The sequence below is a fragment of the Pseudomonas sp. NPDC077186 genome, from assembly GCF_044543505.1.
Classification (GTDB): Bacteria; Pseudomonadota; Gammaproteobacteria; order Pseudomonadales; family Pseudomonadaceae; genus Aquipseudomonas.
In genome coordinates this window covers 67,874-83,327 of the sequence record NZ_JBITWE010000005.1, presented here as the reverse complement: position 1 = coordinate 83,327, position 15,454 = coordinate 67,874, and the positions used below count along the sequence as shown (strand labels likewise).

At 67.7% G+C, this 15,454-nt stretch carries 12 protein-coding genes; 10 read left to right on the top strand and 2 right to left on the bottom strand.

Going from position 1 to position 15,454, the window contains the following annotated elements; all coding sequences use genetic code 11:
* The first annotated feature begins 73 nt into the window (after positions 1 to 73).
* The 9 genes from ACIGKL_RS18600 (at position 74) to rlmF (ending at position 12,234) form a co-directional block, all read left to right on the top strand.
* Entirely contained in the window at positions 74 to 1,561 is a 1,488-nt protein-coding gene (locus ACIGKL_RS18600) for a leucyl aminopeptidase (RefSeq protein ID WP_397487954.1), read from the top strand.
* A gap of 84 nt (positions 1,562 to 1,645) precedes the next feature.
* Positions 1,646 to 2,065 carry a DNA polymerase III subunit chi gene (locus tag ACIGKL_RS18595; RefSeq protein WP_397487953.1) on the top strand — a complete coding sequence of 140 codons (420 nt, stop codon included), beginning with the start codon at positions 1,646 to 1,648 and terminating at the stop codon, positions 2,063 to 2,065.
* Positions 2,066 to 2,078: 13 nt separating this feature from the next.
* Entirely contained in the window at positions 2,079 to 2,492 is a 414-nt protein-coding gene (locus ACIGKL_RS18590) for a DNA polymerase III subunit chi (RefSeq protein ID WP_397487952.1), read from the top strand.
* Between the two features lie 198 nt (positions 2,493 to 2,690).
* Positions 2,691 to 5,522 (top strand): valine--tRNA ligase, encoded by a 2,832-nt coding sequence (locus ACIGKL_RS18585; RefSeq protein ID WP_397487951.1) that lies wholly within the window; start codon positions 2,691 to 2,693, stop codon positions 5,520 to 5,522.
* Between the two features lie 138 nt (positions 5,523 to 5,660).
* Positions 5,661 to 7,091 (top strand): Na+/H+ antiporter NhaC, encoded by a 1,431-nt coding sequence (gene nhaC / locus ACIGKL_RS18580; RefSeq protein WP_397487950.1) that lies wholly within the window; start codon positions 5,661 to 5,663, stop codon positions 7,089 to 7,091.
* A 195-nt stretch (positions 7,092 to 7,286) separates the two neighbouring features.
* A complete protein-coding gene (nhaD, locus tag ACIGKL_RS18575; protein ID WP_397487949.1) occupies positions 7,287 to 8,663 on the top strand; it encodes a sodium:proton antiporter NhaD in 1,377 nt (458 codons plus the stop codon).
* Positions 8,664 to 8,678: 15 nt separating this feature from the next.
* Positions 8,679 to 8,975, top strand: coding sequence for a helix-turn-helix domain-containing protein (locus ACIGKL_RS18570; RefSeq protein ID WP_397487948.1), 297 nt, complete (start codon positions 8,679 to 8,681; stop codon positions 8,973 to 8,975).
* 266 nt (positions 8,976 to 9,241) lie between these two features.
* Positions 9,242 to 11,071 (top strand): SLC13 family permease, encoded by a 1,830-nt coding sequence (locus ACIGKL_RS18565; protein WP_397487947.1) that lies wholly within the window; start codon positions 9,242 to 9,244, stop codon positions 11,069 to 11,071.
* Between the two features lie 161 nt (positions 11,072 to 11,232).
* A complete protein-coding gene (gene rlmF, locus ACIGKL_RS18560) occupies positions 11,233 to 12,234 on the top strand; it encodes a 23S rRNA (adenine(1618)-N(6))-methyltransferase RlmF (RefSeq protein ID WP_397488305.1) in 1,002 nt (333 codons plus the stop codon).
* Between the two features lie 158 nt (positions 12,235 to 12,392).
* Here the strand turns inward: rlmF and ACIGKL_RS18555 are convergent, their stop codons facing one another.
* Positions 12,393 to 13,637, bottom strand: coding sequence for an SLC13 family permease (locus ACIGKL_RS18555; protein WP_397487946.1), 1,245 nt, complete (start codon positions 13,635 to 13,637; stop codon positions 12,393 to 12,395).
* Positions 13,638 to 13,894: 257 nt separating this feature from the next.
* On the opposite strand from ACIGKL_RS18555, the gene ACIGKL_RS18550 reads away from it, so the two are divergent.
* Positions 13,895 to 14,677 carry a substrate-binding periplasmic protein gene (locus ACIGKL_RS18550; RefSeq protein ID WP_397487945.1) on the top strand — a complete coding sequence of 261 codons (783 nt, stop codon included), beginning with the start codon at positions 13,895 to 13,897 and terminating at the stop codon, positions 14,675 to 14,677.
* Here ACIGKL_RS18550 and ACIGKL_RS18545 read toward each other — a convergent pair.
* Positions 14,674 to 15,372 carry a type 1 glutamine amidotransferase domain-containing protein gene (locus ACIGKL_RS18545; protein WP_397487944.1) on the bottom strand — a complete coding sequence of 233 codons (699 nt, stop codon included), beginning with the start codon at positions 15,370 to 15,372 and terminating at the stop codon, positions 14,674 to 14,676. The genes ACIGKL_RS18550 and ACIGKL_RS18545 overlap by 4 nt on opposite strands.
* Positions 15,373 to 15,454 lie beyond the last annotated feature (82 nt).

Genomic DNA, 15,454 nt, shown 5'->3' with positions numbered 1-15,454 from the left:
GAAAAAATAGCGGGCATTATCCGCCAAACCCGACTCCTTGTCTTTCTCGGTAACAGTCTTGGGAGCAGCTCATATGGAATTCCTCGTCAAAAGCACCCGTCCGGAAACCCTGAAGACCGCCACCCTGGTGCTGGCCATCGGCGAAGGCCGCAAGCTGGGCGAAGCTGCCAAGGCCGTCGACGCGGCCAGCGGCGGCGCCCTCTCCGCCGTGCTCAAGCGCGGCGACATCGCCGGCAAGCCGGGCCAGACCCTGCTGCTGCACAGCCTGCCGGGACTCAAGGCCGAGCGCGTGCTGCTGGTGGGCAGCGGCAAGGGCGATCTATCCGACCGCCAGTTGCGCAAATTGGTTGCAAGCCTGCACGGCGTGCTCAAGGGCCTCGGCGGCAGCGACGCCGTGCTGGCCCTCGGCGAACTCAAGGTCAAGGGCCGCGACGCCTACGCCAAGACCCGCCTGATCGTGGAAACCCTGGCCGACGGCGACTACCTGTTCGAGCAGTTCAAGAGCCAGAAGGCCGATGCCCGCGCGCTGAAGAAGATCACCCTGATCGCCGACAAGGCCGAGCAGGCCGCGGTCGAGCGCGGCGCGCAGCACGCCCGCGCCATCGCCAGCGGCATAGCCCTGACCAAGAACCTCGGCAACCTGCCGCCGAACCTCTGCCACCCCAGCTACCTGGCCGAAGAGGCCAAGGCCCTGGGCAAGGCGCACAAGAACCTCAAGGTCGAAATCCTCGACGAGAAGAAGCTCAAGGAACTGGGCTCCGGCGCCTTCCTCGCCGTAGCCCAGGGCAGCGAGCAGCCGCCGCGGATGATCGTCATGCACTACCAGGGCGGCAAGAAGGACGACAAACCCTTCGCCCTGGTCGGCAAGGGCATCACCTTCGACACCGGCGGCATCAGCATCAAGCCGGCCGCCGGCATGGACGAGATGAAATACGACATGTGCGGCGCCGCCAGCGTGTTCGGCACCCTCAAGGCGGTGCTCGAGCTGCAACTGCCGATCAACCTGGTGTGCCTGCTGGCCTGCGCCGAAAACATGCCCAGCGGTAGAGCGACTCGCCCCGGCGATATCGTCACCACTATGAGCGGGCAGACGGTGGAGATCCTCAACACCGACGCCGAAGGCCGCCTGGTGCTGTGCGACACCCTGACCTACGCCGAGCGCTTCAAGCCGCAGGCGGTGATCGACATCGCCACCCTCACCGGCGCCTGCATCGTCGCCCTGGGCAGCAACGTCTCCGGCCTGATGGGCAACAACGACGCGCTGATCAAGCAGATCCTCAAGGCCGGCGAGCAGGCCGACGACCGCGCCTGGCAGCTGCCGCTGTACGACGAATACCAGGAGCAGCTGGACAGCCCCTTCGCCGACATCGCCAATATCGGCGGGCCAAAGGCCGGCACCATCACCGCCGGCTGCTTCCTCTCGCGCTTCGCCAAGAACTATCACTGGGCGCACCTGGATATCGCCGGCACCGCCTGGATCAGCGGTGGCAAGGACAAGGGCGCCACCGGCCGCCCGGTGCCGCTGCTGACCCAGTACCTGCTGGATCGCGTCAAGGCCTGATGCACCTGTAGCCCGGATGCAATCCGGGGACGACCCTGTCCCGGATTGCATCCGGGCTACGACTTTCTAATCGCGGAAATGGCAATGCCCAGAATCGAGTTCTACGTCCTCTCCTCCAGCGACGCCGAAGGCCGCCTGCGCGCCGCCTGCCAACTGGCGCTGAAGGCCTGGAGCGCCGGCCTGCCGGTGTTCGTCCGCGGCGGCGACGCGGCGCAGTGCGAGGCGCTGGACCAGTTGCTGTGGGCGTTCAAGGCCGAGCGCTTCGTGCCCCACGACCTGCACCGCGACGCGCCGCAGTCGCCGGTGACCCTGGGCCTGGACGAGGCGCCGGGTTTCGAGCAGGGCGTGCTGATCAACCTCGGCAGCAGCCTGTCGCCGCATGTCGAATGCTTCGCGCGGATCATCGAGATCGTCAACCAGCAGGCGGATCTGCTCGACGCCTGTCGCGAGAATTTCCGTACCTATCGCCAGCGCGGGTATGATCCCAAGCGCGTAGAACTGTAAAGCGCGTCGCCCCATGGATAAGCCCCCGCACAAGCCGACCCAACTGCTCAACGACCTCGAGTCGATCCGCGAACTGCTGGGCGACGAAAGCCTCGAGCCGCCGCTGCTGATCGATTCGCTCGACCCGGACAGCATCCCGGTGCTCTCCGATATCGTCAGCGCGCCGCCCGGCCCGCCGCCGCCCTTCAATATCGCCCCGCCGCCCAGCGGCCCGTCGGCCGCCGCCAGCAGCGCCACGCTGCGCGCCAGCCTGGAGCCGCGCCTGCACGACAGCGCCCGCGACCTGCAGCGCCTGGACAGCGAGCTGCGCGCCGCCGCGCAACTGATCCTGCAGGACGTGATCGACGACTTCGTGCCGCAGATCGAGGCCGAACTCAAGCGCCGCCTGGAAGCCCGCCTGCCGCGCCTGCTGCCGCCGCGCAAGTAGCCGCGTAGGGTGGACATGCCGCCAGGCTTGCCCACCGCCGCACCGCCGCCACGGCGGACAAGGCTTCGCCATCTCCGCCCTACGTGCCGTTGTCGCCCGGCGGCCGATCGGCTTGCAGCTTGAGGCTTATGGCTTGCCGCTCATAAGCGTTATACTTGCCGGCTTTTCCGATCAGCCGTCACAAGGGTCCCGCCGCGCATGGACAAGACCTACCAGCCGCACGCCATCGAATCCAACTGGTACCAGACCTGGGAGCAGAACCACTACTTCGCCCCGCAAGGTAGCGGTGAGCCCTATACCATCATGATCCCGCCGCCGAACGTCACCGGCAGCCTGCACATGGGCCACGGCTTCAACAACTCGATCATGGACTGCCTGATCCGCTTCCGCCGCATGCAGGGCCGCAACACCCTGTGGCAGCCGGGCACCGACCACGCGGGCATCGCCACGCAGATGGTGGTCGAGCGCCAGCTGGCCGCCGAGGGCATCGGCCGCCACGACCTGGGCCGCGAGAAGTTCCTGGAGAAGGTCTGGGAATGGAAGGAGCAGTCCGGCGGCACCATCACCCGGCAGATCCGTCGCCTGGGCAGCTCGGTGGACTGGTCGCGCGAGCGCTTCACCATGGACGACGGCCTCTCGGAAGCGGTGAAGGAAGCCTTTGTGCGCCTGCACCAGGACGGTCTGATCTATCGTGGCAAGCGCCTGGTCAACTGGGACACCAAGTTCCACACCGCCATCTCCGACCTCGAAGTGGAGAACCACGACGAGAAAGGCTCGCTATGGAACCTGCGCTACCCGCTGGCCGACGGCAACAAGACCGCCGACGGCAAGGACCATCTGATCGTCGCCACCACCCGCCCGGAAACCATGCTCGGCGACAGCGCCGTGGCCGTGCACCCGGAAGACGAGCGCTACAAAGCCCTGATCGGCTGCTTCGTCGAACTGCCGCTGGTGGGCCGGCGCATCCCGATCATCGCCGACGACTACTGCGACCCCGAGTTTGGCACCGGCTGCGTGAAGATTACCCCGGCGCACGACTTCAACGACTATGAAGTGGGCAAGCGCCACAACCTGCCGCTGATCAATATCTTCGATGCCGACGCCGCCGTACTGGCGCGCGCCCAGGTGTTCAATATCGACGGCAGCGTCAACGCAGAGATCGACGGCAGCCTGCCGGCCGAGTATGCCGGCCTGGACCGTTTCGTCGCGCGCAAGCAGATCGTCGCCGCCTTCGAGGCCGCCGGCCTGCTGGAGAAGATCGAAGACCACGCCCTGAAAGTGCCGAAGGGCGACCGCTCCGGCACCGTGATCGAGCCCTGGCTGACCGACCAGTGGTACGTCTCCACCAAGCCGCTGGCGGAAAAAGCCATCGCCGTGGTCGAGAGTGGCGAGATCCAGTTCGTGCCCAAACAGTACGAGAACATGTACTTCAGCTGGATGCGCGACATCCAGGACTGGTGCATCAGCCGTCAACTGTGGTGGGGCCACCGCATCCCGGCCTGGTACGACGACGCCGGCAACGTCTATGTCGGCCGCGACGAGGCGGAAGTGCGCGCCAAGCACAACCTCGGCGATGCGCCGCTGCGCCAGGACGAAGACGTGCTCGACACCTGGTTCAGCTCCGGCCTGTGGACCTTCTCCACCCTCGGCTGGCCCGAGCAGACCGACTTCCTCAAGACCTTCCACCCCACCGATGTGCTGGTCACCGGCTTCGACATCATCTTCTTCTGGGTCGCCCGGATGATCATGCTGTCGACCCACCTGACCGGGCAGATCCCGTTCAAGACCGTGTACGTTCACGGCCTGGTGCGCGACGGCCAGGGCCAGAAGATGTCCAAGTCCAAGGGCAACGTGCTCGACCCGCTGGACATAGTCGACGGCATCAGCCTGGACGAGCTGCTGGAAAAACGCACCAGCGGCATGATGCAGCCCAAGCTGGCCGAGAAGATCGCCAAGCAGACCCGCGCCGAGTTCCCCGAAGGCATCGCCGCCTACGGCACCGACGCCCTGCGCTTCACCAACCTGGCGCTGGCGTCCACCGGCCGCGACATCAAGTTCGACATGGGCCGCGTCGAGGGTTACCGCAACTTCTGCAACAAGCTGTGGAACGCCGCCAACTTCGTCCTGGAAAACACCGAGGGCAAGGACTGCGGCGCCGGCGGCGAGCCGGTCGAGCTGTCCGCCGTCGACCGCTGGATCATCTCCGCGCTGCAGCGCTGCGAGCAGGACGTCACCCGCCACCTCGACGCCTTCCGCTTCGACCTCGCCACCCAGGCCCTCTACGAGTTCGTCTGGGACGAGTACTGCGCCTGGTACCTGGAGCTGGTCAAGCCGGTGCTGTGGGACGAAACCGCGTCCGCCGAGCGCCAGCGCGGCACCCGCCGTACCCTGGTACGGGTGCTGGAAGTGATCCTGCGCCTGGCCCACCCGTTCATGCCCTTCATCACCGAAGAGATCTGGCAGCGCATCAAGGCCCTGGCCGGCAAGGACGGCGCCACCCTGATGCTGCAGCCCTGGCCGGTGGCAGCCGAGGAGCGCCTCGACGCCGCCGCCGAGGCCGATATCGAGTGGGTCAAGCAGCTGATGCTCGGCGTACGCCAGATCCGCGGCGAGATGAAGATCTCCATGGCCAAGCGCATCGACATCATCGTCGCCAACGCCAATGACGAGGACCTGCGCCGCCTGGCCGACTTCGAGCCGCTGCTGAGCAAGCTGGCCAAGCTGGAGTCGGTCCGCGTGCTCGCCGCAGGCGAAGAAGCGCCGATGTCCGCCACCGCCCTGGTCGGCGAGATGCAGGTGCTGGTGCCGATGGCCGGGCTGATCGACAAGGACGCCGAACTGGCGCGCCTGGACAAGGAGATCGGCCGCCTGGAAGGTGAAGTCAAACGTGTCGGCGGCAAGCTGGCCAACGAGGGCTTCGTCGCCAAGGCGCCGGCCGAAGTGCTGGACAAGGAACGCGCCAAGCTGGCCGAGGCCGAACAGGCGCTGAGCAAGCTGGTGGAGCAGCGCGGCAAGATCGCCGCGCTCTGAGCCCTGCGCAATACCCCCAGGCCCGCGCCCTAACCGGCGCGGGTTTCTTTTTTTGTGGGAGGGCTTCAGCCGCGAGCTTTAACAGCAAAGTCGCGGCTGAAGCCCCTCCCACGGCTCACCTGATTTACCGGTACACCCATGACTGCCCGCTCCCCTTCTCTGCTCGACGCCCTGCTGCCGATTGGCGTACTCGTCGTGCTGCTCGGCCTTTCCGTCTACCTGTTCGGCGACGGCTCCTCCAGCGGGCCGAACCAGATCGCCCTGATGAGCGCCGCCTTCGTCGCCGGCCTGGTCGGTTTGAAGAACGGCCTGCGCTGGGCCGAGATCGAGGAAGGCATACTCGCCGGCATCCATATGGCGATGAAGGCCAACCTGATTCTGCTGGCGGTCGGTGCGCTGATCGGCACCTGGATTCTCGCCGGCACGGTGCCGACCATGATCTGGCTCGGCCTGAAGCTGATCAGCGCCGAGTACTTCTACCTCACCAGTTGCCTGATCTGCGCGCTCACCGCGCTGTCCATCGGCAGCTCGTGGACGGTGGCCGGCACCCTCGGTATCGGCCTGATGGGCGTGGCGGCCGGATTGGGCCTGGACCCGGCGATCACTGCCGGCGCGATCATTTCCGGCGCCTACTTCGGCGACAAGCTGTCGCCGCTGTCGGACACCACCAACCTGGCCCCGGCCGCCGCCGGCGCCGAGCTGTTCGCGCATATCCGCAACATGCTGCGCACCACGCTGCCGGCACTGCTGATCGCCCTGGCGATCTTCTTCGTGCTCGGCCAGCAGGCCGGCGCCAGCCACGACACCGGGCGCATCGCCGAGGTACTGGCGGCGCTGGAAACGCAGTTCAACCTGGGCTGGCACCTGCTGCTGCCGGTGGCCTTCCTGCTGCTGCTCGCGGTGCGCCAGTGGGCGGCCTTCCCCGCGGTGTTTCTCGCCGCCCTGCTCGGCGCGCTGTTCGCCGTGCTGTTCCAGCCGGAGGTGATGGCGCGCCTGGCTGACCCACAAGCGGGCACCCTGGCGCCGCTGAAGACGGTATGGAGCGCGCTGTTCGCCGGCTACCAGTCGGCCAGCGGCAACGCCGAGCTGGACGGCCTGCTGTCCAAGGGCGGCATGGCCAGCATGCTCACCACCGTGTGGCTGATCATCTGCGCCATGTGCTTCGGCGGCGTGCTGGAACGCCTCGGTCTGCTCCAGCGCCTGCTGCACAGCGCCCTGCGCCTGGTACGCAGCGACAGCGGCCTGGTCGCCAGCACCATCACCACCAGCGTCGGCACCAACGTCATCACCGCCGACCAGTACATCGCCCTGGTGCTGCCGGGGCGCATGTACCGCGCCGAATACGAGAAGCGCGGCCTGCCGCCCACCAGCCTGTCGCGCGCCCTGGAAGACGGCGGCACCCTGACCTCGGTGCTGGTGCCCTGGAACACCTGCGGCGCCTATATGGCCGCCACCCTCGGCGTGGCCACCCTGAGCTACCTGCCGTACTGCTTCTTCAACCTGATCATGCCGCTGCTGGCCATCGCCCTGGCCTATATCGCGCCGCCCAAGCCGCAAGCGCTCGGCTAGGCATCTGCTCTCGCCACCCGGGGCGACCGCCGCGCCGCCCCGGGACTCCTCATTAGGTCGCAAAACGCTCCTGCTGTTTGCCCCTTTTCGCCATAAAAGCCTTCCCTTTTTCCAATTGTTTCAGGCATCTTCAGCCGCCTGGCTACAGCCTCCGGCACTTCCCGACCAATAAAAATCAGAACGGATCCCCCGAACATGTATGCGTTGATGGCACTCGTCTTTGTCCTCGGCTACCTGTGCATCGCACTGGAGCACCCGTTAAAGATCGACAAGGCGGCCTCCGCGCTGCTCACCGCCGTGGTCGCCTGGACCATCCTGGTGCTGGGCGCCGACAGCATCCTGCCGTTGCTGGGCACCGGCACCGCCGGCTCCAGCACCAACACCCATCACGTGGTCGAGGAGCTGCGCCACCACCTGGGCGAGATCTCCGAGATCCTGTTCTTCCTCATGGGCGCCATGACCATAGTCGAGCTGATCGACGCCCACGAAGGCTTCAAGGTGATCACCGACCGCATCCGCACCACCAAGCGCGTGCACCTGCTGTGGCTGGTGGGGCTGATCACCTTCTTCCTCTCCGCCGCGCTGGACAACCTGGCCACCACCATCGTGATGATCTCGCTGCTGCGCAAGCTGATCGCCGACCAGCACGAGCGCTGGTTCTACGCCGGCATCGTGGTGATCGCCGCCAACTCCGGCGGCGCCTGGTCGCCGATCGGCGACGTCACTACCACCATGCTGTGGATCGGCGAGCAGGTCACCGCCACCGGCATCATCGCCAAGCTGTTCCTGCCCAGCCTGGTCTGCCTGCTGGTGCCGCTGATCCTCATGAGCTTCCTGCTCAAGGGCGAGGTCACCCCGCCGCGGCTCAAGGAAAGCGCCGAAAGCCGCCGCGACCCGACCACCCCGTTCGAGCGCAACCTGGTGTTCTGCTTAGGCCTCGGCGCGCTGATCTTCGTCCCGGTGTTCAAGACCATCACCCACCTGCCGCCGTACATGGGCATCCTCTTCGGCCTCGGCCTGCTGTGGGTGACCACCGAAATCATCCACCGCAGCAAGAACAGCGAGGACAAGGACCCGCTGTCGGTGGTCGGCGTACTGCGCCGCATCGACATCACCAGCGTGCTGTTCTTCCTCGGCATCCTGCTGGCGGTGTCCGCGCTGTCCAGCGCCGGCCACCTGATCCAGGTCGCCACCTACCTCAAGGACAGCCTGGGCAACGTCTACAGCATCGCCATCTCCATCGGCATGCTCTCGGCGGTGGTGGACAACGTGCCGATGGTTGCCGGTGCGATGAAGATGTACCCGCTGGTCAGCCCGGAAACCCTGGCCACCGCCGCCGCCAGCGAACTGCCCTGGCTGCGCAACTTCGTGGTCAACGGCAACTTCTGGGAAATGCTCGCCTACTGCGCCGGCACCGGCGGCAGCTGCCTGATCATCGGCTCGGCGGCCGGGGTGGCAGCCATGGGCATGGAGAAGATCAACTTCATCTGGTACCTGAAGAAGATCACCGGCCTGGCCTTTATCGGCTACCTGGCCGGCGCCGCCACCTATATCGCCATCGCCAGCCTGTAACAGGGAGCGCCGCACATGGACGTGAGCAAGACCCGCACCAGCTTCTATCGCCGCCTCTACGTCGCCTGGCTGATCGACAGCGGCCAGGCTGCCAGCGTGCCGGCGCTGATGGCCGCCACCGGCATGCCGCGGCGCACCGCCCAGGACACCCTGGCGGCGCTGGCCGAACTGGATATCGACTGCCAGTTCGAGCAGAACGCGGGCGAGCGCAACAACGCCGGGCACTACCTGATCCGCGACTGGGGCCCGTTCGACAAGCGCTGGATCGCCGCTAACCTGCAACAGATCAAGACCACCCTCGGTTATCCCTGAAATACTCGCCAGCATTTAGAGCCTGCTCACAGCCTAGCGAGCTAGGTTCCTGCAAGGCGAAAACAGGAGAGGAGGCGCAGTTTACTGGTGGTAAATGAGCACTACTCGTTTCACTCGCCCTTCGGGCCGCGCTAAAGCGCGTTAGCCGCAAGCGGCTTGCCGAGCCTGTTTTACTCGCGTCGCTCGCCCTTCGGGCCAGCCTTCGGCTGTTACTCCCGTTGGTCATTTCAACGCAGCAGGTTGTGAGCAGGCGTTAGGGAGTTGCAATGAATCTGGATCTGCTGTGGGTGCTGGGCCTGCTGGCCGGCGCCGTCACCCTCTTCGTCATCGGCAAGCCGCGCATGGACGTGGTCGCCCTGCTGGTGCTGGTCGCCCTGCCGCTGAGCGACGTGCTCGACCTGCAACAGAGCCTGGCCGGCTTCAGCGATGCCAACGTGATCCTGATCGCCGCGCTGTTCGTCATCGGCGACGGTCTGGTGCGCACCGGCATCGCCTACCGCCTCGGCGACTGGCTGGTGGCCAGGGCCGGCAGCAGCGAGACGCGCCTGTTGCTCCTGCTGATGCTGACGGTGGCCGGCCTCGGCTCGGTGATGAGCTCCACCGGCGTGGTGGCGATCTTCATCCCGGTGGTGCTCGGCGTCGCCGCACGCCTGCGCATCGCCCCGGCGCGGCTGATGATGCCGCTGGCCTTCGCCGGGCTGATCAGCGGCATGCTCACCCTGGTGGCCACCCCGCCCAACCTGGTGGTGCACGCCGAGCTGCGCCGCGCCGGCCTGGACGGTTTTTCCTTCTTCGACTTCACCCCCATCGGCCTGGCCGTGCTGCTGCTCGGTATCGGCTACATGCTGCTGGCGCGGCGCTGGCTGGCGCGCAGCGCGGCCGGCCAGGGCGACGAGCCGCCACGCCTGACCCTCGCCGATCTGGCCGAACGCTACCGCCTGAACGGCCGCGAGCGGCGCCTGCAACTGCGCGCCGACTCGCCGCTGGCCAACCAGGTGCTCAACGAGCTGGCACTGCGCCGCGACTACGGCATCAACGTGATCGCCGTCGAGCGTCGCCGACGCCTGCGCAGCCTGCTGCTGGTGGCCAGCGGCAACACCCAGCTGGAGCCCGGCGACGTGCTGCTGGTGGACATCGCCAGCCCGACCATCGGCCTGCTCGGCAGCTACCAGGCACTCGGCCTGGAACCCATGCCGCTGGCGCACTCCTACTTCAGCCTGCACGCCCACCAGTTGGGCCTGGCCGAGGTGGCGCTGCCGCCGGAGTCGCAGCTGCCGGGCAAGACCATCCAGGAACTGGGCTTTCGCTCGCGGCACAAGCTCAACGTGGTCGGCCTGCGCCGCCAGGGCCGGGCCCTGGAAGGCCTGCTGGTGGACGAGAAGCTCAAGGCCTCGGACTGCCTGCTGGTGGCCGGCGAGTGGAAGGACATCCACCGCCTGCAGGCACAGAGCCGCGACTTCCTGGTGCTCAGCCTGCCGGCGGAAGTGGCCGAGGTGGCGCCGGCCGCGCGCAAGGCGCCCTACGCCCTGCTCAGCCTGGCGGTGATGGTGGCGCTGATGGTGTCCGGCCTGGTGCCCAACGTGCTGGCCGCGCTGATCGCCTGCCTGCTGCTGGGCGCGTTTCGCTGCATCGACCTCGATAGCGCCTACCGCGCCATCCACTGGCCGACGCTGATCCTCATCGTCGGCATGCTGCCCTTCGCCCAGGCCCTGCAGCAGACCGGCGGCGTCGAGCTGGCGGTCCGGCTGCTGGTCAGCGGCCTGGGCGGCGCCGGGCCCTACCTGATCCTCGCCAGCCTGTTCGCCCTGACCGCGCTGATCGGCCTGTTCATTTCCAACACTGCCACCGCGGTGCTGATGGCGCCGGTGGCCATCGCCACCGCGCAGGCGCTGGACGCCTCGCCGCTGCCCTTCGCCATGACCGTGGCGCTGGCCGCCTCGGCGGCGTTCATGACGCCGATCTCCTCGCCGGTCAACACCCTGGTGCTCGGCCCCGGCCAGTACCGCTTCGGCGACTTCGTGCGCATCGGCGTGCCCTTCACCCTGCTGGTGATGGTCGTCAGCGTGCTGCTGGTGCCGCTGATCTTTCCGCTCTGAGCTTCTGCGGTGCGCACGGCGCACCCTATGGATCGCAACGGCCGGAGACGTAGGGTGCGCCGCGCGCACCAGCTTCCCTTCGATGCCAGCGGAACCACGAACTGTGCGCGCCAGACCCGGCTGTGGGAAAATCCCGCGCCCCGACTCGCCAGATGCCCGCCATGCCCCAGCCGCCGAAACGCCCGCGCAAGCCCGCCCCGCCCGCCGTCAAGACCGCTCCGGCCAAGGGCCAGCTGCACCCGCGCAACCGCCACCAGGGCCATTACGACTTTCCCGCGCTGATCCGGCTCAGCCCCGATCTGGGCCGCTTCGTCATCGCCAACCCCTACGGCAAGCCGAGCATCGACTTCGCCGATCCGGCCGCGGTGAAGGTCTTCAACCGCGCCCTGCTCAAGCAGTTCTACGGCATCGAGCACTGGGACATTCCCGACGGCTACCTGTGCCCGCCGATCCCCGGGCGCGCCGACTACCTGCACAACCTCGCCGATCTGCTGGCCAGCGAGAATGCCGGGCAGATCCCACGTGGCGGCGCCATCCGCGCCCTGGATATAGGCGTCGGCGCCAACTGCATCTACCCGCTGATCGGCCACTGCGAATACGGCTGGCACTTCACCGGCGCCGATATCGCGCCCGAGGCGCTGGCCTCGGCGCGCGCCATAGTCGCCGCCAACCCGCAACTGAGCGGCGCCGTCGAACTGCGCCAGCAAGGCGCGCCGCAGCATATCTTCCAGGGCCTGCTGCAGCCCGGCGAACGCTTCGACCTGAGCCTGTGCAACCCGCCCTTCCACGCCAGCGCCGACGACGCCAGCCGCGGCAGCACGCGCAAGTGGCGCAACCTCGGCAAGCTCGACCCCAAGCGCAAGCTGCCGCTGCTCAACTTCGGCGGCCAGTCTGCCGAGCTGTGGTGCCCGGGCGGCGAGGCGGCCTTCCTCAAGCGCATGGCCAGCGAGAGCGCGCAGGTGGCCGAGCAACTGCTGTGGTTCAGCAGCCTGGTGTCCAAGGGCGGCAACGTCGAACTGCTGCAAGGCTGGCTGGCCAAGGCCGGCGCGTGTGAGGTGCGGGTGCTGGGCATGGCCCAGGGCCAGAAGCAGAGCCGCCTGGTGGCCTGGACCTTCAAGGATGCCGAGCAGCGCAGCGCCTGGCGCAAAGACCGCTGGAACTAGGCCGTAGGGTGTCGCGGGCCGCCCAGGCCGTGCGCAGCAAACAAATCGCGGCCACCGCTCCATTGGTGCGCACGGCGCACCCTACAGGCTAGGAGCGCCGACACCGAGCCGGGCCCTAGGGTGTCGCGGGGCCGCCTAGGCCGGGCGCACCAAGCCATCTACCAGGGCAACCAGCCGCCCAGGCCCAGCCACAAGCCCGCCGCAGCCATGCTCAGCAGGGTCACCGGCACGCCGCTGCGGGCGTAGTCGACGAAGCCGATGCGTACGCCTTGGCGCTTCGCCCCCTCGGCGACGATCAGGTTGACCACGCTGCCGATCAGCAGCAGGTTGCCGGCCAGGGTCGACATCAGCGCCAGCCCCACCAGCACCGGCTCCGACAGTTCCGGCAGCAGCCCCAGCAGCAGCACCACGAAGGGCACGTTGCCGATCAGGTTGCTGGCCAGCAGCGAAGCCGAGGCCAGCGCCCACACGCCCTGCGGCAACAGGCCGTGTTCGGCGAGCCAGTGCCCGGCGCCGGCCAGCTCCGGCAGCTCCAGCGCCGCGCCGCTGACCAGAAATAGCCCGGCGAACAGCAGCAGCAGGTTCCAGTCCACCTTGTGCACATAGTCGCGGCTGTCCACCCGCCGCGACACCATCACCAGCGCCGCCACCAGCAGCGCCGACAGCTCGCGCGGCAGCGCCGTGGCGAACAGCGCCAGCAGCGCCATACTGGCCGCCAGCGGCTTGAGGTAGCTGTGCGCGCCGTAGATGCACGCCGCCGGGGTTTCCTCAGGCGGCAGCGGCTGCGGCGTGCCCCAGCGCCCCCGCCACTGCAGCCAGAGCACGGCGTAGACGATGACCATGGCCAGCAGCGCCACCGGCGCAGCCAGGGCCAGATAGCCCCAGAAATCCAGGCCGCCGGCCTGGCCGATAAGGATGTTCTGTGGATTGCCGATCAGGCTGGCGGCCGAGCCGGCGTTGCACGACAGCGCCAGGGCCAGGAGAAACGGCCGCGGATCGAGGCCGCGCAGCTGCAGGCTGTGGCACAGCAGCGGGGTCAGGGCGAAGGCGACGATATCGTTGACCAGCAGCGCCGAGAGCAGCCCGCCGAGCAGCACCACCCCGGCCAGCAGCAGCGCCGGGCGCTGGGCATGGTGGGTCAGGTACTGGTTGAGCCAGGCGTACACCCCGGAGAAGTCGAACTGCGCGGAAATCAGCATCAGCGCCAGCAACAGCAGCAAGGCCCCGGCATCCAGGTGCCGCGCCGCCTCGTCCATGCTCAGCGCGCCGCTGACCAGCAACAGCACCGCGGCGCAGGCGGCGATCCAGCTGCGGTCGATGCGCAGCCCGCGCACGCCGCCAGCGGCCATGCCCAGGTAGGTGAGAACGAAAAGACCGAGGGTCAGCCAGGAAGATAACGCCATGGGGGAATGCTCGCCGCCGTTGTCCGCGAGCCGGGATGTCGCGTGCTGCGCACTCTAGTGCGCCGCCTCGCAATAATCCATGGCCCGGGCAGCGCCGCCCGCCCGCATTTCGGCGCCGGCCCGGCGCTGCCCGGAAAGATGCGCTTGCAACTGCAGCGGCCGAGGGGCAGACAGCGGCCGGCGCGCCTGACTAAGATCAACACAGGGCAAGCAGCACAGTGCCAGCATGGCGCCGTCTGCCTGCGCGAGGAGTGCTCATGGCTTACCGCTTCGCCATCCTGCTGTCGATCCTGCTGTGCAGCGCCCTGGCCCGCGCCGAGGCGCCGCTGCTGCGCATCAGTGCCGGCGAATGGCCGCCCTACCTGTCCGCCACGCTGGAACGCCAGGGGCCGGTCGCCCACCTGATCGGCGATCTGCTGGCCGAGGAGGGTTACCGCGTCGAGTTCCACTTCCTGCCCTGGCCACGCGCCTACGCCGAGGCCGCCGCCGGGCGCTTCGATGCCAGCGCGGTGTGGATGCACAAGGCCGAGCGCGAGGCGGATTTCCTGTTCAGCGCGCCGTTGCTCGACGAGCAGTTCGTGTTCTTCCACCTCAAGAGCCAGCCGTTCGACTGGCGGCGTTTCGACGACCTCAGTGGCATGACCCTCGGCGGCGGCCTGGAATACAGCTACGGCCCGGCCTTCGACGCCTTTCTGCAGAGCGGCAAGGTGCGCATGGAGCGGGTCTCCAGCGACCGGCAGAACTTCGAGAAGCTGCTCAAGGAGCGCGTGGTGCTCTACCCGCAGGAGATCAACGTCGGCTATGCCGCGCTGCGCAACCAGTTCGGCGCGGCCGATGCGGCACGCATCACCCACCACCCCAAGCCGCTGCTCAGCAACCTCAGCTACCTGATGCTGCCCAAGCGCCTGGCCGCCAGCGACGCCCTACGCGCCCGCTTCGACGCCCGCCTGCAGCAATACCGCGACAGCGGCCGCTACCAGCGCTACTTCGACGACCTGCAGACGGGCCGCTATCTGCCCGTCGCGCCGGCGCCACACTAGCTCTGCGCCGCCCCCTGCTGCAATTCGGCCAGCACCAGATCGGCCACCGGCCCGCCGGAGGCCGGGTTCTGCCCGGTGATCAGGCGCTGGTCGGCGATGGCGAACGGCAGCCAGGGTTCCGGTGCCTTCTCGTAGTGGGCGCCGCGCCGAACCAGCTCGGTCTCGGTGAGAAAGGGCACGTGCTGATCCAGCTGGGCGAGCTTCTCCTCGGTATTGGAGAAGCCGGTGACGCGCTTGCCGGCCACCAGCAGCGCGCCGTCGGACAGCCTGATGTTGAGCAGGCCGACCGCGCCGTGGCAAACCGAGGCGACCACCCCGCCGGCCTCGTAGATGTCGCGCGCCAGCGCCTGCAGTGCGGCGTTGTCGGGGAAATCCCAAAGCACCCCGTGGCCGCCGGCGTAGTAGATCGCCGCGTAGTCCTCGGCCCCGACCTGATCCGGGCGCAGGGTGGCGCCTAGGCGGTTCATGAAGGCCTTGTCCTGATACCACTGCCAGTCCACCGGCTCGGCCATCGCCAGGCTGTGCGGGTCGATGGGCGTATAGCCGCCCAGCGGGCTGACGTAGTCCACCGTGTGACCGTCCGCCTGCAGTTTCTTGACGAAATGCACCGCCTCGCCCAGCCACAGACCGGTGGCCCGGTCGAGGTTGGGATACTTGGCCACGCTGGTCAGCACCACCAGGATCTTCTTGCCCATCGCTTCTGCTCCTGTAGCGGGTGAAGGGCGCCGCCCGCGCGGCGCATACCCCACCACAGTAGAACAGTTGCCGGTCCTTTCC